Annotated in this window: 20 protein-coding genes; 5 read left to right on the forward strand and 15 right to left on the reverse strand. The window is 62.2% G+C overall.

Annotation, left to right across the window (positions count from 1 at the left end):
• Positions 1–3 precede the first annotated feature (3 nt).
• The 8 genes from NKH29_RS15800 to NKH29_RS15835 form a co-directional block, all read right to left on the reverse strand.
• Positions 4–474, reverse strand: coding sequence for a MaoC family dehydratase (locus NKH29_RS15800; RefSeq protein WP_023719202.1), 471 nt, complete (start codon positions 472–474; stop codon positions 4–6).
• Positions 471–932 carry a MaoC family dehydratase gene (locus NKH29_RS15805; RefSeq protein WP_023719201.1) on the reverse strand — a complete coding sequence of 154 codons (462 nt, stop codon included), beginning with the start codon at positions 930–932 and terminating at the stop codon, positions 471–473. The genes NKH29_RS15800 and NKH29_RS15805 overlap by 4 nt, the downstream gene beginning before the upstream one ends.
• Before the next feature lie 135 nt (positions 933–1,067).
• The gene (gene corA / locus NKH29_RS15810; RefSeq protein WP_023719200.1) at positions 1,068–2,042 is read right to left on the reverse strand and encodes a magnesium/cobalt transporter CorA; all 975 of its coding nucleotides are present in this window, start codon (positions 2,040–2,042) and stop codon (positions 1,068–1,070) included.
• Between the two features lie 214 nt (positions 2,043–2,256).
• Positions 2,257–3,360: a redox-regulated ATPase YchF gene (gene ychF / locus NKH29_RS15815; RefSeq protein WP_023719199.1), complete on the reverse strand. Its 1,104-nt coding sequence runs from the start codon at positions 3,358–3,360 to the stop codon at positions 2,257–2,259.
• Between the two features lie 77 nt (positions 3,361–3,437).
• The gene (locus NKH29_RS15820) at positions 3,438–4,001 is read right to left on the reverse strand and encodes a hypothetical protein (protein ID WP_352482088.1); all 564 of its coding nucleotides are present in this window, start codon (positions 3,999–4,001) and stop codon (positions 3,438–3,440) included.
• A gap of 3 nt (positions 4,002–4,004) precedes the next feature.
• Positions 4,005–4,730 carry an aminoacyl-tRNA hydrolase gene (pth, locus tag NKH29_RS15825; protein ID WP_352496088.1) on the reverse strand — a complete coding sequence of 242 codons (726 nt, stop codon included), beginning with the start codon at positions 4,728–4,730 and terminating at the stop codon, positions 4,005–4,007.
• 23 nt (positions 4,731–4,753) lie between these two features.
• A complete protein-coding gene (locus NKH29_RS15830; RefSeq protein WP_023719196.1) occupies positions 4,754–5,398 on the reverse strand; it encodes a 50S ribosomal protein L25/general stress protein Ctc in 645 nt (214 codons plus the stop codon).
• A 257-nt stretch (positions 5,399–5,655) separates the two neighbouring features.
• Positions 5,656–6,150, reverse strand: a complete 495-nt coding sequence (locus tag NKH29_RS15835) for a DUF2938 domain-containing protein (protein WP_023719195.1) — start codon at positions 6,148–6,150, stop codon at positions 5,656–5,658.
• Between the two features lie 94 nt (positions 6,151–6,244).
• On the opposite strand from NKH29_RS15835, the gene NKH29_RS15840 reads away from it, so the two are divergent.
• Positions 6,245–6,922, forward strand: a complete 678-nt coding sequence (locus NKH29_RS15840; RefSeq protein ID WP_352787744.1) for an ArsR/SmtB family transcription factor — start codon at positions 6,245–6,247, stop codon at positions 6,920–6,922.
• Positions 6,923–7,022: 100 nt separating this feature from the next.
• On the opposite strand, the gene NKH29_RS15845 is transcribed toward NKH29_RS15840, so the two are convergent.
• A complete protein-coding gene (locus NKH29_RS15845; RefSeq protein WP_353000088.1) occupies positions 7,023–8,264 on the reverse strand; it encodes an MFS transporter in 1,242 nt (413 codons plus the stop codon).
• A 129-nt stretch (positions 8,265–8,393) separates the two neighbouring features.
• On the opposite strand from NKH29_RS15845, the gene NKH29_RS15850 reads away from it, so the two are divergent.
• Positions 8,394–9,275 carry an AraC family transcriptional regulator gene (locus NKH29_RS15850; RefSeq protein WP_023719192.1) on the forward strand — a complete coding sequence of 294 codons (882 nt, stop codon included), beginning with the start codon at positions 8,394–8,396 and terminating at the stop codon, positions 9,273–9,275.
• A 99-nt stretch (positions 9,276–9,374) separates the two neighbouring features.
• Here NKH29_RS15850 and NKH29_RS15855 read toward each other — a convergent pair whose 3' ends face one another.
• The 6 genes from NKH29_RS15855 to lgt form a co-directional block, all read right to left on the reverse strand.
• Positions 9,375–10,310: a ribose-phosphate pyrophosphokinase gene (locus NKH29_RS15855; protein ID WP_023678427.1), complete on the reverse strand. Its 936-nt coding sequence runs from the start codon at positions 10,308–10,310 to the stop codon at positions 9,375–9,377.
• 253 nt (positions 10,311–10,563) lie between these two features.
• Positions 10,564–11,184, reverse strand: coding sequence for a hypothetical protein (locus NKH29_RS15860; protein WP_352591747.1), 621 nt, complete (start codon positions 11,182–11,184; stop codon positions 10,564–10,566).
• Between the two features lie 54 nt (positions 11,185–11,238).
• Positions 11,239–12,390, reverse strand: a complete 1,152-nt coding sequence (locus NKH29_RS15865; RefSeq protein WP_023678425.1) for a M24 family metallopeptidase — start codon at positions 12,388–12,390, stop codon at positions 11,239–11,241.
• Positions 12,390–13,178: a peptidoglycan editing factor PgeF gene (pgeF, locus tag NKH29_RS15870; protein WP_352910508.1), complete on the reverse strand. Its 789-nt coding sequence runs from the start codon at positions 13,176–13,178 to the stop codon at positions 12,390–12,392. Before pgeF ends, NKH29_RS15865 begins: the two co-directional genes overlap by 1 nt.
• A gap of 169 nt (positions 13,179–13,347) precedes the next feature.
• On the reverse strand, positions 13,348–14,436 hold the full coding sequence (locus NKH29_RS15875; RefSeq protein WP_353000090.1) for a class I SAM-dependent methyltransferase: 1,089 nt from the start codon (positions 14,434–14,436) through the stop codon (positions 13,348–13,350).
• The gene (gene lgt / locus NKH29_RS15880) at positions 14,433–15,284 is read right to left on the reverse strand and encodes a prolipoprotein diacylglyceryl transferase (protein WP_352483082.1); all 852 of its coding nucleotides are present in this window, start codon (positions 15,282–15,284) and stop codon (positions 14,433–14,435) included. Before lgt ends, NKH29_RS15875 begins: the two co-directional genes overlap by 4 nt.
• Before the next feature lie 130 nt (positions 15,285–15,414).
• Here lgt and NKH29_RS15885 point away from each other — a divergent pair, with 130 nt between their 5' ends.
• From NKH29_RS15885 to NKH29_RS15895, 3 genes are all read left to right on the forward strand, one after another.
• Complete coding sequence (locus tag NKH29_RS15885) at positions 15,415–15,717, forward strand: accessory factor UbiK family protein (RefSeq protein WP_023719187.1); 303 nt, start codon at positions 15,415–15,417, stop codon at positions 15,715–15,717.
• Between the two features lie 330 nt (positions 15,718–16,047).
• Positions 16,048–16,548 (forward strand): type III secretion system chaperone family protein, encoded by a 501-nt coding sequence (locus NKH29_RS15890; protein ID WP_023678420.1) that lies wholly within the window; start codon positions 16,048–16,050, stop codon positions 16,546–16,548.
• A 6-nt stretch (positions 16,549–16,554) separates the two neighbouring features.
• Positions 16,555–16,914: a tRNA-binding protein gene (locus tag NKH29_RS15895; RefSeq protein ID WP_352483084.1), complete on the forward strand. Its 360-nt coding sequence runs from the start codon at positions 16,555–16,557 to the stop codon at positions 16,912–16,914.
• Positions 16,915–16,916: the final 2 nt, after the last annotated feature.

Here is a 16,916-nt window from a genome sequence, read left to right on the forward strand (position 1 = left end):
CGCTCACCCCACCTTCACCAGCACGGCACTTTCGAATTCGATCACCTTGTCGCCCGTCGAATCGAAGGCCTCTGAGCGGAGCGTCAGCAGCCGCCAGCCCGGTCGCGAGGCAATGGGGCGGTGGGCCAGCGCCGTGCGGGTGAAAGTCACGGTTTCCCCGGCATAGACAGGTTTGGGCCATTTGAGGTTCTTGAAGCCGGGCGAGGGGCCGAATTCCGGCACCGGCCCGGGGCCGGGCCAGCGGGCGACCTCTGCCTCTATGCCAGCCTGGAGGTTCAATTTCATCCAGGTGGCGGCGGTGTGCCAGCCCGAGGCGCAGAGCCCGCCGAATATGCTGTTCCTCGCCGCCTCTTCATCGATGTGGAAAACTTGCGGATCGTATTTGCGGGCGAACGCCTTGATCGCCTCCGGTTCGAATCGATGCGAACCGAGCGTGACGGTGATACCGATGCAGAAGAATTCGTCGAGGCTCACGCACTGCCCTCGCGGGTGAGGAACATGACGGCGTTTTCGAGCTCGAAAACACCTTCGCCGCGCTGGTTGAATAACTCGCTGCGCATGGTCACCAGGCCAAGCCGGGGCTTCGATCTAGACAGGCGCTTGGCAAGGACGGTGGTGCTGCCGCTCAACAGGTCGCCGGCCAGGACCGGCCGTTTCCATTTGACCTGGTCGACGCCTGGCGCGCCCTGGGAGGTCGAGTCGAGCAGGAAGGCATCGCACAGCATGCGCATGAACATGGCGCAGGTGTGCCAACCCGAAGCCGCCAGCCCGCCGAGGATGCTGGCCTTACCCGCAGCCTCGTCGAGATGCATCGCCTGGGCATCGAACTCGCCGGCGAATTCTATGATTTCGGCGGCGCTTACCAGCTTGGTGCCGAGGTCGAGCGAAGCGCCCTCGACAAAATCCTCATAAGCCCAGGTCTTTGCGGTCATGGTCTGGAAATCCTGTTCAGGATTGTACGATCGCTGCGGGTCGGGGTCCCGGATGCAGGCAGCGCGGCATTTGGTCAAGCAATTTCTAGTGCGCCAGCCTGCGGCGCCCAAGCCGCAGCGGAGGTATTGATGACCCTACAGCCAGCCGCGGCGGCGGAAATACCAGAAGGGCAGGATTGCCGAAAGCACCATCATGCCGATGGCGAAGGGATAACCAAAGTGCCATTTGAGCTCGGGGATGATGTCGAAATTCATGCCGTAGATTGAAGCGACAAGCGTCGGCGGCAGGAAGATGACAGCGGCGACGGAGAAGATCTTGATGATGGCGTTCTGCTCGATCGAGATCATGCCGAGCGTCGCGTCGAGCAGGAAGCTGATCTTCTGCGACAGGAACGTGGCGTGGTCGGCGAGCGACAGCACATCGCGCGACAAGGTCTTGATGCGGGCGCGGGTATCCTTGCTCATCCTGGTCTGCGTGGAGGCATGGGCGAGGAAGCCGGCAAGGCGCTGCAGCGAGATCAGGCTGTCGCGGACCGAGGAGGCGAGATCCTCCTTGCGGCCAATGCCTTTCAACAGCTCCTGGAAGTCGCGGTTGCGCTTGGAAACCTTGGTCGAGCGTGCCTCGAAGATGTCGCGCGAGATCGCCTCGACGTCGCGGCCGGCGCGCTCCAGAATGTCGGCGAGGCGGTCGACGATCGCCTCCAGTAGTCCGATCAGGATGGTGTCGCCGCTGGTGCAACCGGTCGCCACCTTCTCGGCGCGCTGCGGAAAGGTCTTAAACGCCTTCGGTTCGTGGTACCGCACGGTGATCAGCCTGCTGCCGGCGAGCACGAAGGTAACCGGCGACATCAACGGATCGTCCACCTCGGTCTGCGCAGGCAGAATGGCGGTCATGAAGTAGGCGCCGTCCTCGACGTAGAGACGGCTCGAGATCTCGATCTCTTCCATCTCTTCGCGGGTCGGAACGGCGATGCCGAGCCAGGTCTCAATTGTCGTCTCTTCTTCCTTTGTCGGGTTGAAGAGGTCGACCCAGACCACAGTGTCGCTGTTCTGCAGGAGATCGTCGACCAGGCGCAGGCGATCATTGTCGACGACGAAGGCCTTGATCATCGCCGGGTCTCCCTTGCTGTTGCCAAAGAGCGTTCGTTGGAGGGGCGCGTCAGTCAGATCGCACGGACACGGGCAGGTGAGGCGCGAGGCCGGTGCAAAGGCCCCTTAGACCCCGCACGACGGCCCGTCAAGCAGCGCAAGAGGCACCGCGACCCCTGCTTTGAAGTTTGGCATCGAGCGGCGGCAATGGTGGCCGCTGGGCTCCCTCGCCTGGTCAGGTGTTGAACTTGAACAGCATGATGTCGCCGTCCTGGACGACATACTCCTTGCCTTCGTCGCGCGCCTTGCCGGCCTCCTTAGCCGCCACTTCGCCGCCCAGCCTGACGAAGTCGTCATAGGCGATGGTCTGGGCGCGGATGAAGCCGCGCTCGAAATCGGTGTGGATAACGCCTGCCGCCTGCGGCGCCCTGGCGCCCTTGTTCACGGTCCAGGCGCGTGTCTCCTTCGGCCCGACGGTAAAGTAGGTGATGAGCTGCAGCAGCTCGTAGCCGGCGCGGATGACCTTGTTCAAGCCGGGTTCGTCCAGGCCGAGCGTTGCCAGGAATTCCATTTCCTCTTCGTCCGAGAGCTGGGCGACCTCGGCCTCGATCGCCGCCGAAATCACAACGGTGCGGGCACCTTGCGCGGCCGCCATCTGCTCGACCGCCCTGGTATGGGCGTTGCCGATGGCGGCATCGGCTTCGGCGACGTTGCACACGTAAAGCACCGGGTGCGACGTCAAAAGGTTCAGTCCCTGCAGGATGCGCAGATCCTCAGCCGAGATGCCGTTGAGCAGGATGCGGGCGGGCTTGCCGGCCTGCAGTAGTTCAAGCGCCGCTTCCATCATGGGAAGTACGGTCGCTGCCTCCTTGTCCTTGCCGGCGGCACGCTTGCGGATCTGCACGATGCGGCGCTCGAGGCTGTCGAGGTCGGCAAGCATCAATTCGGTTTCGACGGTCTCGGCATCGGCGACAGGATCGATGCGGCCCTCGACATGGGTGATGTCGTCATCCTCGAAACAGCGCAGCACATGGACGATGGCGTCGACCTCGCGGATGTTGGCGAGGAACTGGTTGCCCAGCCCTTCACCCTTCGAGGCGCCGCGCACCAGGCCGGCAATGTCGACGAACGAGATGCGCGTCGGGATGATCTCCTTCGACTTGCCGATCGCGGCGATCTTCTGCAGGCGCGGGTCGGGCACCGCCACCTCGCCGGTGTTCGGCTCGATGGTGCAGAACGGATAATTGGCGGCCTGTGCCGCCGCCGTCCTGGTCAACGCATTGAAGAGCGTCGACTTGCCGACATTGGGCAAGCCAACGATGCCGCATTTGAAACCCATTTTTGTCTGGTCCTATCGGGAAATCGAAATTTGATCAGGGCTATGGGCGAAAGCGCCGACGATCGTCAAGGCGCAATTCAATTCAGACGCTGCGCGATGTCATCGGTGCCTATCGCCAACGCGTGAACGCCGGACCTGCTCAGTATTTGCAGAAGATGCCAGAACGCGTCGACATCCGCGGTTCCGAAATCGATCGTCAGTTGCCCCTCGAGCAATTGCGCACTGTGAATGATGCTTCCTACGGTCTCCGATGTTTCACGCTCGCCATCGATATCGAACCAGCCGCGAAACCATTCGTCGAAGAGATCGCCGTCAAGCTCATTTACGGGGAATTTGAAATGAACCTCGTCCCACTTGAACGGTGAGATGAGGACATCCATTCCACCGATCCCGGCGTGAATATCCGGAGAGAATTTCACATAGGTATCGCTATTGATGAACTGCGGATTTGGCTGTCCGTCATTGCCGACGAAATCAACCGCGATGAGATTTCGATAGAAGGAATCGACGTTCGAAAACTTGACCTCGGTCGCATGCGATCCTTGGCCGTTGCGAGCAAGTTCGCCGGCAGCGGCGACGAAATAATCAACATACTTCTGCCTTACGCGGCGAACCAATTGCTGGACGTCATCCATATTCATGGCTCAGTCCTTGCCGCCAAAAAGCTTCTTCAGCATCGCCGCCATCGGGCCGGTTTCGGGCAGCTTGGCCGCTGGCTGCTGCGGCCGCGCCTGGCGGACATGGCTTTGCACCTTTGGCGCCTTGGGTGGCGGGCGGTCGTCGTCGCCCGTCGGCGTGAGCTTCTCGCGCAGCGCCAGCGTCACGCGATTCATGAACGAATTGTCGTCGCCCTTGGCAAGCAATCCGGCACCATCGGCGATTGCGTCGAGCAGCACGTCCAGCCATTCGCGGTCGCCCTTGGCGAAATCGCCGAGCACATGGCCGTGCACCATTTCCTTGACGCCGGGGTGGCCGACGCCGATGCGCACACGGCGAAAATCCTTGCCGACGTGCTGGTCGAGCGAGCGGATACCGTTGTGGCCGCCGGAACCGCCACCGACCTTGACCCGAACCTTGCCGGCGGCAAGGTCGATCTCGTCATAAAAGACAGTCAGCGCCGAAGGGCCGAGCTTATAGAAGCGCAAGGCTTCGCCGACCGATTGGCCGGACAGGTTCATGAAGGTCTGCGGCTTGATCAGGATCACCTTGTCGCCGGCAAGCGTGCCTTCGGCGATCAGCCCCTGGAATTTCTTCGACCAGGGCGAAAAGGAATGGCGGCGGGCGATCGCGTCCGCCGCCATGAAGCCGACATTGTGCCGGTTGTTGGCGTATTTCGCGCCCGGATTGCCGAGGCCTGCAAAGACAAGCATCGTCGCCTCCGGGCGGGAAGGGGTTACTTCTCTTCGGCGGCAGGAGCCGCTTCGGGCGCAGCCGCTTCAGTCGTCTCTTCTACGGCCTCCGGCTTCATCGCCGAGGAGCCGGCAATGGTCGCGATAGTGAAGTCACGGTCGGAGATCACCGGCTTGACGCCGGCCGGCAAGGTGACGGCCGAAATGTGGATCGAATCGCCAATATCGGTGCCGGTGAGATCGATGGTGATGAAATCCGGGATCGCATTGGCCGGGCAGTGGAATTCGACCTCGTGGCGCACGATGTTGAGCACGCCGCCGCGCTTGATGCCGGGCGACTTGTCTTCATTGATGAAGTGCACGGGCACGTCGACATTGACTTCGGTGTCCTTGCCGATGCGCAGGAAATCGACATGGACCGGGAAATCCTTGACCGGGTCGAGCTGGAAGTCCTTGGGCAGAACCTGGATCTTGTTGCCGTCGACATCGATCGTGGCGACCGTGGTCAGAAACCCGCCGCCATGGATCTTGTAGTAGATGTCCTTATAGGTCAGCGCAATCGCCAGGGGAGGCTGCTTGTCGCCGTAAATCACTGCAGGCACTTTACCGTTGCGGCGAACTGCACGGGCGGACCCCTTACCGACCTGTTCGCGCGCTTCGGCCTTGAGCTCGTAAGTATCGTGGCTCATGGCATTTCCTTTCGCGTTGTTCTGGAGCGTTCGCGGCCGGCAACGTGCCGGGCCGTAAACGTCGAAAGCCGCCAGGCCTGGATGTCCGAAAGCCGGCAGCCGCATGAGCGGACCTTTGTTCGGGATCATGCGGGAAGGCGGCCTTCCGCCGCGTTGCCTCCAAGGGTGTCTACGCGGGTGGCGGCTCTATAGCGGAAGGCGGCGCGAGGTGCAAGCGGGGCGGAAGGTGCCCAGGGACGGACCGTGTCCCATCAATGTCAGGCCGGAAACGGCAGTGCCGAAAGCAATGCTGCAATGTACAGTCCGACGCCAAAGGACAGATGGGTCATAAGGCTGCGCAGGCGCGCAGTGCGCGGATTGGGAACTTTCGAAGCCGCGATGCCGATCCCAAAAGCCGGTTGCATCACGAAGAACGGGGCGACGATGGTGCAGACGCCGACCAACAGGGCCGGAAGCACTGTCGGGTGCCGTGCCCAGTCGAGGCTCCACACTCCAATCAGCGCCGCGGCAAATACGATGCCGGTCGCGTAATGTGCGCTCCATCCAATGGCGGTTTCGCCGCGAACGCGAGCAGCTTGCGCGATATTCGCGTGCGCGAAACGGCCACGCGGAAAGTGTCCGATCCAGCGGCCGACCCAGGCGTAATCAAGCGATGGAATCGCGAGCATTCGCTTCAGAAACCATCCCCAAAGGTCCATCAGGGCTGTCGCGCCGATACCAATGACGGCCGCACGGACAACGAACTCCAACATTTTTGCTCTCCTGTTTCACCCGTCAGACATTAACCAATTAGAATCAATCATTCAACATATTGATTGATTGATTGATTAATGCTAGCCAAGTCATATGAAAAGCACGGACGTTCACCACCCGATCTTCGACGAAGTAGCGGATCTCGCCCGCACCTTGGGGCATGCCCACCGGCTGGTTCTGCTGCGTCACATTGCCGATGGCGAACTGGCCGTCGAGCAGCTGACGCAGCTTTCGGGGATCGCATTGGCGAATACGTCGCAGCATCTTCAACATCTCAAGCGAGCGGGCCTGGTGCAGACCCGGCGAGACGGAAAACGCGTTCTGTACCGGCTTGCAGATGGCCCAATCGAAAACGTGTTCGCGGCGCTGCGAAGCCTTGCAAACCATAGACGCGAGCAGATCCGTGAGTTTATCAACGACAGCATTAGCCAGCCGGACAGGCTGGAAAACATCTCGCGCGAGGAACTCGTGCGCCGCATGCGAAACGACGAAGTCGTGCTGCTCGATGTCAGGCCGCAGAACGAATTCGCGACGGGGCATTTGCCGGGTGCGATCAACATTCCCGCTGATGAGCTGGAGCAGCGGCTTGCGGAGCTTCCACGAGAGAAGGTCGTTGTCGCCTATTGTCGTGGGGTCCAGTGCGTTCTGTCGGCCGACGCTTTGGCAATCCTGAGGGCACGAGGCTGGGCCTCGCGCCGGTTCGAAGGCGGCTTGCCCGAGTGGGCAGCTGCAGGCCTGGGTGTAGAGGGAACGAACTACGAAAGCGGCTGACGGCCGCCAAATCGGCGTCGCCGGGCCTGGCCCAAATAACCGCAGGCGGCTGGACGGGCGCGTCGGAAGAGGGGATTCGCTTAGAAACCGAACCCGGGCTTCACCCGACCGTGGTCACCTTCCTCGCTTCCTTCATGTTAGGCAGAAAAACCGTCAGCAGCCCGAGTAGCGGCAAATACGAGCAGACCTGGAAGACGAAATCGATGCCTTTCATGTCGGCGACGACGCCAAGCACGGCGGCCGCGATGCCGCCCATGCCGAAGGCGAAGCCGAAAAAGATGCCGGCGATCATGCCGACCCGGCCGGGCACGAGTTCCTGCGCGAAGACGACGATGTTCGAGAAGGCCGAGGACAGGATCAGGCCAATCAGCACGGTGAGAACCATCGTCCACTCGAAATTGGCATAGGGCAGGGCCAGGGTGAAGGGCAGCACGCCGACGATCGAGAACCAGATCATCGCCTTCTGCCCGTAGCGGTCGCCGAACGGGCCGCCGAGCAGGATGCCCAGGGCCGAGGCGCCGAGGAACAGGAACAGCATGACTTGCGACATCTGGACTGAAACGCCGAATTTATGGATGGAATAGAAGGTATAATAGCTGGCAAGGCTGGAAATATAGGCGTTCTTGGTCAGTACCAGCAGCGTCAGCACCAGCAGCGCTCCCATCACCTTGCGGCGCGGGAAGGGCGAGACGAAGCCTGCCGTCTTGCGGGTGCTCTGCGCGGCACGCAGGCGGCTGTACCAGCCGCCGACCTGCCACAGCACGATGATGCCGATCAGCGAGCCGCCGGCGAACCAGGCGATGCTGGTCTGGCCGAAGGGCACGACGATGAAGGCTGCCAGCAGCGGCCCCATGGCCTGGCCGAAATTGCCGCCGACCTGGAACAGCGACTGTGCCAGGCCGAACCTGCCACCAGAGGCGAAGCGCGCGATGCGCGAGGATTCCGGGTGGAAGATCGCCGAGCCAATGCCAATCAGCGAGGCGCCGATGAGGAGCAGCGAGTAATGTCCAGCATAGGCCAGCACGACCAGGCCGATCAACGAAGAGGCCATGCCGTAGGGCAGCGAATACGGCATCGGCCGCTTGTCGGTAATCATGCCGATCACCGGCTGCAGCAAGGATGCCGTCACCTGGAAGGTGAAAGTCAAAAGGCCGATCTGCCAGAAATCGAGACCGTAATTGTCCTTCAGCAGCGGATAGATCGCCGACAGCAGCGACTGCATGATGTCGTTGATGCAATGGCAGAAGCTCACCGCCAGGATGACGGTGAAGGCCGTCGCCTGAGCTGAAATGTGGCTGGCCGCTGCCGGCTTGGCGTCGGCGGTTGCTGTGGTATCGGTCAAGGCAGGCTCCGTGGTCTTTTTGGCGGGCGCTCCCGCAGGCGGTCTTATGGGCCGGCTGCCTTATACGTTGCTTGTCATGCGACTTCTTTCGTGGTTTGGTCCAATAGTTTCGCAAGTGGGCCATAGCTGATGCCGCATGGCAGGGAAATGTTCAGAGCGGGCGATACCGATCTTGGGCTGTTGCATGAGCGTCGCTGGCAATGGCTGGAGCAGGCCGTCGGGCCGGCGGTGGCGCTGCCGACCGAATATCCGGACGGCTATCACGTGCCGCGGCACCATCACAGCCGCAGCCAGTTGCTGCACGCGCTGGTCGGTGTCGTGCTGGTGACGACGCGGCATGGGCGCTGGATGGTGCCCCCCGACCACGCGATGTGGATCCCAGCCGGCACCGAACACTCGGTTGAGATGCTGGGCGACGTCAGCATGCGCTCCGTCTATGTGATGCCGGAGGCCATTCCCGGCCTGCCGGACGGGTTGCGCGTCGTCGGCATCACCGACCTGATGCACAGCCTGATCGTGGAATCGGAAAAGCTGCCGCAGGGCGCCGAGCTGGAGGGGCGGGGCGGGCTGATCATGAAGCTCCTGCTGCACGAAATCCCGAACCTGCCGCAACGGCCACTCGGACTGCCGTTCCCGTCCGACGCAAGGCTGGCAGCGCTGTGCCGGCGCTTCGTCTCGGCACCGTCACCGCACGCGACGATCGATGAATGGGCCGCTATCGTCGGCATGAGCCGCCGCTCTTTCACCCGCGCCTTTCATCGCCAGACCGGATTGTCGCTGTCGACTTGGCGCCAGCAGGCCTGTCTGTTCGCGGCGCTGCCACGGCTGGCCGACGGCGAGCCGATCACAAGGGTGGCGCTCGATCTCGGCTATGACAGCGTGCCGGCGTTCATCACCATGTTCAAGCGCATGCTGGGAGCCTCGCCACGCGGTTACATGCGCGGCGCCCGTGATGCTGGTGAAGGTGTGCGGCGAATAAGCGGTCCGGCTCGGCCTGAGTCGCAGCCCTAAAGCGCGTCGCGTTCGACCGGTCTCATGCGACGCGCTTTAGGGTCTTGTTTTATGCATGTCGTTGTCGCAAAACCGCTGCTCACTTTTGCGCGACATGTATTAATCGAACAGGCTCGACACCGATTCCTCGGTTGCCGTGCGGGAGATCGCCTCGCCCATCAGTTCGGCGATGGAGATGACGCGGATATTGGCGGCGTCCAGCACTGCCTGGGTCGGCTGGATGGAATCGGTGATGACCAGTTCCTGCAGTTTCGAGGCGCCGATGCGGGCGATGGCGCCGCCGGACAAAACGCCATGGGTAGTATAGGCGGTGACACTGGTGGCGCCGTCGGCAAGCAGCGCATCGGCCGCATTGCATAGCGTGCCGCCCGAATCAATGATGTCGTCGATCAACAGGCAATCCTTGCCGCGCACGTCACCGATGACGTTCATGACTTCCGATTCGCCGGGGCGCTCGCGACGCTTGTCGACGATGGCCAACTGGGCATCGATGCGCTTGGCGAGGGCACGGGCGCGGACCACGCCGCCGACATCCGGCGACACCACCATGACATTGGCGAGCTGCTTGTATTTCGCCTTCACGTCACGCGCCATCACCGGCACGGAAAACAGATTGTCGGTCGGGATGTCGAAGAAGCCCTGAATTTGCCCGGCATGCAGATCCAGCGTCAGCACCCGGTTGACGCCCGCCCGCGTGATCATGTTGGCTACCAGCTTGGCCGAGATCGGTGTGCGGCCGGAGGCGCGGCGGTCCTGCCTGGCATAGCCGAAATAAGGAATAACCGCAGTGATACGCTTGGCCGAGGAGCGCATGAAGGCGTCGATCATGATGAGCAGTTCCATCAGATGATCGTTGGTCGGGAACGAGGTGGACTGCAGGATGAAGACGTCCTCGCCTCGCACGTTCTCCTGGATCTCGACGAAGATTTCCTGGTCAGCGAAGCGCCTGACGCTGGCCTTGCCCAGCGGAATGTTGAGGTAGCGGGCGACTGATTCGGCCAGCACCCTGTTGGAATTGCCCGCGAAGAGCTTCATGCACCGTTCCTGGCGAAGGATTGAGAGACTCCGATAGCACTCCAGCCTCTTAGTCGGGCTTTTAGCGGCCCGCGCCGGTATTGCAAGCGTCGTGAATGGGAATCCGCCGGCTAATCTCAATAATCGCTTACGGCTTGACGATGCGGCGATAGGTCCACTTCGATGCCGACAGAATCGGGATAGCTTCTATCTTTCAGTCTGAGCATGCTCTTTTCCGAAAACCGGATTCCACTTTTCGGAATCATGCTCCAGGTCAGCCGGCGCCGCCGCCAAGCCAGGTGGCGAACTGGTCGATTGTCTGGTCGGCAATCGCCTGCATGGTCGCCGGCGCGACCGCCGCCCAGCCTTCGCCGCCACCGACGGAGGGCGCCTTCTGCTGGCCGTTGATGCGATGCAGCCGGTTGCCGGCCGGGTCATAGATGTCCCAGACATAGATGACGGTGGTGTCCTTGCCTTCCGTCATGGTCGAGAAATAGCCCTTGAGCACGTGCGTTGGGGTCTGGTCGGTGCTACCGGCCAAGGTGATGCCACGCTGCCTGGCGCGTGTCTGAAGCTCGGCGGTCAGCGGTGTCGCGGCTTCTACCGAGGCGCCGACGATCGGCGCCACCTGCAGCCGGGTTCGCGCAATGGCAGCGGCGCTTTTGGCGGGCGGCACGGCTGCTGCCGCCGGAGGCTGCGCTGTATCTGCAGTTGGCGCGGTGCCGGAAGACGGCGCCGCAGTTGAGGGGGGCGTTGCGGCGCCGCCGGCTCCGGGCAGGGATTGGGTCGATTGCGGGGCGATGGCCGAGGGTTCGAGAACGTCCTTCGCATTGGTGCAAGCCGCCAGCGCCAGCGCCGCGAGCAATGACACGGTCGTCACATGCGATCGTCTCATTAGCCTGAAAACTCCTTGGCGACGAACGCCCCTCACACTTTTTCCATTATGGATTCACTGCACGATCAAGTCGAGATCATGGCGGGACAGCGGCTTCGGCTGGGATTCGGTCGTCAGGTAGGTGCGGCCAAGCGTCATCGCCGTTTCGGTTTCGGAGTCCATGATGATCATATGGGCGAACAGCGTCATGTTCGGCGCAATCGGTTCGGGATTACCCTGATAGAACATCGGCATATCCATCCAGGACGGGGTGAAGCGGGCGCCGAGCGAATAACCGCAGGCATTGAGCCGGTGCTTGGTCAAATTGTGGGCTTCGAGCGTGCGGGCATGGGCGTCGAACACGTCGCCGAACGTATTACCAGGTGTCATCGCCTTCTCGACTGCAAGTAGCGCGGCGCGGGCGGCATCGAACAATTCCTGGTGGCGTTTCGATACCTTGCCGGTCAACACCGTGCGCATCATTGCCGCATGGTAGTGATGGAAGACACCGGCCCATTCGAGTGTCAGCTGGTCGTTCTTGGTGAGCTTGCGGCGACCGGCCTTGTAGCGGCAGAGCAGGGCGTCGACGCCCGAGCCGATGATGAACTCGTTGGCCGGATAATCGCCGCCGCCGGCAAAGATCGCGCCTTGCATGGCGGCGAGGATCAGCGCCTCATCGCCGCCCTGCTTGATCAGCGGCAGTGCTGCGTCCAGCGCGTCGTCGGCCAGATTTGCGGCTTTTTCCGCCTTGGCGATTTCGGCCGGGCTCTTGAACAGCCGCAGCCGGCTGACAATGCCAGAGGCATCTGCGATCTGCCCGAAGGTCTGCAACTGCTCGTCGAGGCGCCGGCCATTATATGCCGTCAGGCCGTGGGTGTCGTATTCGACGCCGATGCGGGCGCCGAGCAGGTCAAGCTCGTTGAGCAAATTGCGCAGGTCGACCGCCGGATTGGCGCCGTTGCGATCCGTCCACAAAACGATGTTGTCGATGATCGAGGTGTGGCGTGCCTGGCGCAAATCGGCCGAACGCGTCAGCAGTACCATCGAGCCGTCGGCCTTGACCACCAGGCACTGGAAAAAGCAGAAGCCGAACGTGTCGTAGCCGGTTAGCCAATACATGCTTTCCTGCGCAAACAGCAGGACGGCGTCGAGCTTCTTTTCGGCGATCTCGATCATCAGTCGATCGCGCCGCGCGTCGAATTCCGAGCGTTCGAAATGCAGCGCCATCAGTCAGTCTCCAAAACGATTGCCGAAACCTGCCGTCCGTAGTCGGGCTCGTTGCGATGCGTGCTGCGCCGATAGGAGTAGAAAAGCTCTTCCTCGGCATAGGTGCAGCGGCCGAGCCCTTCGGCATTGACGCCAGCCTTGGTCAGCCGGTCGACCGTGTAGCGGTTGAGATCGAACATCGCGTGTCCGGCATTTGCGGAGGGCGCGAAATAGCGGGCATTACCGGCATCGGCGTCGACGAAGCGGGCGACGAATTCCGGTCCGACTTCGTAATTCTGTGGGCCGATGGAAGGACCGAGCACTGCGACGATGCGGTCACGCCGGGCGCCGAGGCTTTCCATTGCCGCGATGGTGTTTTCCAGCACTCCCGTGAAAGCGCCTTTCCAGCCGGCATGGGCGGCTCCGATAATGCACGCCTCGGCGTCAGCGAAGAGGACCGGTCCGCAATCGGCGGTCGAGGCCCCGATGGCAATGCCCGGCCGGTCGGTGACGATGGCGTCGGCCTTGGGACGCTCGCCGGCAAAAGGTTCCCTGGCGATGACGACGTCCGGCGAATGAACCTGATGAGCAGTCAGCAGATGGCTTGCCGCCACGCCCATCCATTCGGCGACGCGGCGGCGATTCTCGCGCACCAGCGTCTGGGCGTCGCTCGATCCGGTGCCGATGTTGAGGCCCCGGTAGATGCCGCTGGAAATGCCGCCGACGCGTGTGAAGTAGCCGTGGCGGATGCCTTGCGCCGTTTCCAGCAAGGGCGACCGAACGGGATCCGGTTTGGTCTGATTCAGCATGGCGGCTTTGTTGTCCGTATGGGCGATTTCGTCAAGCGCGTTGAAGGCGGCGAGTTGAAGGTAGGCAAGTTGAAGGTAGGCGAGTTGAAGGCGGGCGCAGTTGAAGGCGAGTGCAGTTGATGTCGGGCGCAGCCGGAGAGGGGAGAGTGGTAGAGGCGACAGCGAAAAGTCAATCCGCGCTTGCGAACGGCGGAACGGCAATGCCGGAAGGAAGGATGGCAAGCACCTTGAAGAGCTCGCCCATGGCCTGCTGACCGGCGAGGCGCTCGACGTCGGCCGCGATCTTTTCACGAGCTGCCTGATCGGCATTGGCGCCGAGCCGGCCAGCTCGTTCGAGAAGCCCCATTTTGAGCAGGAATTCACCTTGCGTGGAGAGGTGGGCATCGAGGCTGTGTGCCCGAACGGTTGCCGCGAGGGCAGCGAAATCGACATGGGCGGTGAGATCGGCCTCCCCCGGATTGGCCAGCACGTCCTCATGATCGTGCTTGCGCAAGGCCTGCAAGGTGTCGCCGATGCCGGGCTGGAGGTGACCGTAGTCGAGAAACAGGCCGGCGCCGCCAAATCCGGCAAGTCGCCCGGCGATGGCCGCCATCAGAGCGGCGCGGGCCGGCGCCACCTCGACGATCGCACCTTGCGGCGCATTCTCGGCACCCTCCGGCAGCAGCATCGGATCGAGCGAGCCGGCGCCGACGAAAAAGCGCAGCCGGTTCGCATCGTCGAGACCGATCATCCGTTCGCGCCAGCCGGCTCCGGCGCGGACGAACTGGCGAATAGGCACCGCGTCAAACAGCTCGTTGCCAACAATCAGAAGCTGCCCCTGCGGTAGTGTGTCGATGGTTTCATTCCAGGCGATGGTGGCCGACGTCCCGGCAAGCGTCCGTTTCTGGACCTCGGTCAACCGCGGACTGGTCTCGATCAAGGCGAATGATGCGCTGGCGGTAAGCGTCGGATCGAGCCGCGAAAGCGTGCGCAGCATATCTCTCATCAGCGTGCCGCGGCCGGGGCCTATTTCGGCGATGGCGACCGGCGTCGGCCGGCCGATCGCCAGCCATGCCTGGTAGAGCCAGACGGCGACCAGCTCGCCAAACATCTGGCTGATCTCCGGCGCGGTGACGAAGTCGCCGGCGGCGCCGAACGGCTCGCGTGTCGTATAATAGCCGTCCTGCGGATCGAACAGGCAGAGCGCCATGTATTCGCTGATGGGGATCGGTCCCACCGCACCGATCAGCTCGGCGATGCGTGTCTTCAGCGGCGTCATGCGGGCTGCGGTTTTGTCACCGGCTTGGCTGTAGCCATCGCCCAGATGCCGGCCAGCACCATCGGCAGCGACAGCACCATGCCCATGGTGAGCCAGCTCGTGCCAAGGAGATAGCCGAGCTGCTGGTCGGGCTCGCGGAAGAATTCGACGAAGACGCGCGAGGCGCCATAGCCGGCAATGAAGGCGCCGCCGACGAAGCGCGGCGTCTTCAGCTTGAGCCGCGAATGAGTGAGAAAGCGCAGGACAAGGAACAACACCAGCCCTTCGAGCAGCGCCTCGTAGATCTGGCTCGGATGGCGTGCAAATGGGCCGCCATTGGGGAATTCGAATGCCCATGGAACGTCGGTCGGCCGGCCCCATAGTTCGGAATTGATGAAGTTTGCCAGGCGAACGAGGCCAAGCCCCACCGGCACGCCGGCGGCAACAACGTCGAACAGCGACCATGTGCGGATGCCACGCGCCCGGGAAAACAGCGTCATGGCGAGAATGACGCCGAGCAGGCCGCCATGAAACGACATGCCGCCCTGCCAGACGGCGACGACATCGAGCGGATTGGCGATGTAACGCGGCAGGTCGTAGAACAACACGTAGCCGGTGCGTCCGCCGAGCACCACGCCGATGGCCGCCCAGACGATGAAGTCGTCGAGATCCACGGGCTTCATCGGCAGGGTGCCGTCGGGCCAGAGTTTCGGGTTGGTGACGAGGCGCTTGGCATACCACCAGGCGAACAGGATGCCGACGATGTAGCCGACGCCGTACCAATGCACCGCCAGCGGTCCGATCCGGACGATGACCGGATCGATGTTGGGGAAGGGCAGGGCAGCCAGCGGCAGCAAATATTCGCTCAACAGGGTCTCCCGGTTCCGGTCAGGTTCGGGCGCGGACCATGCGGCAGGGTTTTGGCAGGGTCAAGGCGAGCATATGCTTGCATTCCGCATCGTGCGCCACTACGTCAATTCGACCAAGCGAGGATTTGCCATGGCGACCGGACCGAACCGCATTCTCGATGAATTCGCCAAGCTGATGACCGACGCAGCCGGTGCCGCGCAAGGCGTGCGGCGCGAGGTGGAGACCGCCTTCAGGGGCCAGGCCGAGCGGATACTCAACTCCATGGACGTCGTGCAGCGCGAGGAATTCGAGGCCGCTCGCGACATGGCGGCGAAGGCCAGGGAAGAAAACACCCGCCTCGCTGCTCGCATCGAAGCGCTCGAGGCCAAGCTTGCCGAAATGACCGGTCAGGCAGCGCCTGCGGCTTCGGCAAAGCCGCGTGCAAAAAAATAACAAAAAATATTCGTTAAACTTTTCCACAAAGCCGGATCGCAAAAAGCGCTTTGTCGTGAATCGCTTACCGGTACTGCGTGGATCTTTCCGACAGCGCCTTTCCACATGCGAATGACGCAGTGCGAAAAATTGGGCTGGTCACGCGACTCCCGATCAATAGACTGAATTTGTTGCATGATTCGGAGCAGGGTCATGCGCCGGGCGGTGGGGTCCGGTCCGGGGTCTTTGCGTTGACGAAGTCCTGGCCGTCCGAGTTCTAGGCAGAATTGTTCGAGTGTGCCTCTCCCGCGGAGCGTGTGGTGGCGCTCCCAGAACGACAGGAAGCATTTCATGGAACTTCTCGAACTCGAATTCTCCCGCGAAATCCATCCGGTGGATGTTATCGAGCAGGTGGCGCACAACAACGATTGGTCCTTCGAGCGGGCCGGCGATGACGAGATCTCGATCTCGGTCGCCGGAAGCTGGACCGACTACCACGTTTCATTCTCCTGGATGGAGGACTACGAGGCGCTGCACCTGGCCTGCGCTTTCGACATCAAGGTGCCTGAGGCGCGCGCGCTCGAGGTGATGCGGCTGCTTTCGCTGATCAACGAACAGATGCTGTTTGGGCATTTCGACCTCTGGGAGCAGGAAGGCGCCATCATGTTCCGCCAGTCGCTGCTGCTGGCCGGTGGGGTTGAGCCGTCGAGCCAGCAGGTCGAGGTGCTGCTGTCGTCGGCGCTGGAAGCCTGCGAATGCTATTTTCAGGCCTTCCAGTTCGTCGTCTGGTCGGGGACTTCGGCCAAGGACGCGCTGGCCGGCGTGCTGTTCGAAACCTACGGAAACGCCTGACCGTCGATGGGTTCGAGCAACGCGAGAAAAACCGAGATCAGCTTCGCCGATTTCGACCGCGTCGACATCCGCGCCGGCACGATCGTCGAGGCCGAGCCTTTTCCCGAGGCGCGCAAGCCGGCGATCAAGTTGAAAATCGATTTCGGTCCCGTGATCGGGGTGAAGAAATCCTCGGCCCAGATCACGAAATACTATACACCTGAAAGCCTGATCGGCCGGCAGGTGTTCGCGGTGGTCAATTTCCCGCCGCGTCAAATCGGGCCATTCATGTCGGAAGTGCTGACGCTCGGTTTTCCCGATGAAGAGGGCGCCGTCGTCCTCGGCGCGATCGAGCACAAGGTGCCGGACGGCGGCAGGTTATTCTAACT

It is taken from the genome of Mesorhizobium sp. M1295 (assembly GCF_040318135.1).
GTDB lineage: Bacteria > Pseudomonadota > Alphaproteobacteria > Rhizobiales > Rhizobiaceae > Mesorhizobium.

Coding starts and splice junctions, on each gene's coding strand:
- NKH29_RS15805 (WP_023719201.1), bottom strand. CDS start 932: ATGACCGCAAAGACCTGGGCTTATGAGGATTTTGTCGAGGGCGCTTCG.
- corA (WP_023719200.1), bottom strand. CDS start 2,042: ATGATCAAGGCCTTCGTCGTCGACAATGATCGCCTGCGCCTGGTCGAC.
- ychF (WP_023719199.1), bottom strand. CDS start 3,360: ATGGGTTTCAAATGCGGCATCGTTGGCTTGCCCAATGTCGGCAAGTCG.
- NKH29_RS15820 (WP_352482088.1), bottom strand. CDS start 4,001: ATGAATATGGATGACGTCCAGCAATTGGTTCGCCGCGTAAGGCAGAAG.
- pth (WP_352496088.1), bottom strand. CDS start 4,730: ATGCTTGTCTTTGCAGGCCTCGGCAATCCGGGCGCGAAATACGCCAAC.
- NKH29_RS15830 (WP_023719196.1), bottom strand. CDS start 5,398: ATGAGCCACGATACTTACGAGCTCAAGGCCGAAGCGCGCGAACAGGTC.
- NKH29_RS15835 (WP_023719195.1), bottom strand. CDS start 6,150: ATGTTGGAGTTCGTTGTCCGTGCGGCCGTCATTGGTATCGGCGCGACA.
- NKH29_RS15840 (WP_352787744.1), top strand. CDS start 6,245: ATGAAAAGCACGGACGTTCACCACCCGATCTTCGACGAAGTAGCGGAT.
- NKH29_RS15850 (WP_023719192.1), top strand. CDS start 8,394: ATGCCGCATGGCAGGGAAATGTTCAGAGCGGGCGATACCGATCTTGGG.
- NKH29_RS15855 (WP_023678427.1), bottom strand. CDS start 10,310: ATGAAGCTCTTCGCGGGCAATTCCAACAGGGTGCTGGCCGAATCAGTC.
- NKH29_RS15860 (WP_352591747.1), bottom strand. CDS start 11,184: ATGAGACGATCGCATGTGACGACCGTGTCATTGCTCGCGGCGCTGGCG.
- NKH29_RS15865 (WP_023678425.1), bottom strand. CDS start 12,390: ATGGCGCTGCATTTCGAACGCTCGGAATTCGACGCGCGGCGCGATCGA.
- pgeF (WP_352910508.1), bottom strand. CDS start 13,178: ATGCTGAATCAGACCAAACCGGATCCCGTTCGGTCGCCCTTGCTGGAA.
- NKH29_RS15875 (WP_353000090.1), bottom strand. CDS start 14,436: ATGACGCCGCTGAAGACACGCATCGCCGAGCTGATCGGTGCGGTGGGA.
- NKH29_RS15885 (WP_023719187.1), top strand. CDS start 15,415: ATGGCGACCGGACCGAACCGCATTCTCGATGAATTCGCCAAGCTGATG.
- NKH29_RS15890 (WP_023678420.1), top strand. CDS start 16,048: ATGGAACTTCTCGAACTCGAATTCTCCCGCGAAATCCATCCGGTGGAT.
- NKH29_RS15895 (WP_352483084.1), top strand. CDS start 16,555: ATGGGTTCGAGCAACGCGAGAAAAACCGAGATCAGCTTCGCCGATTTC.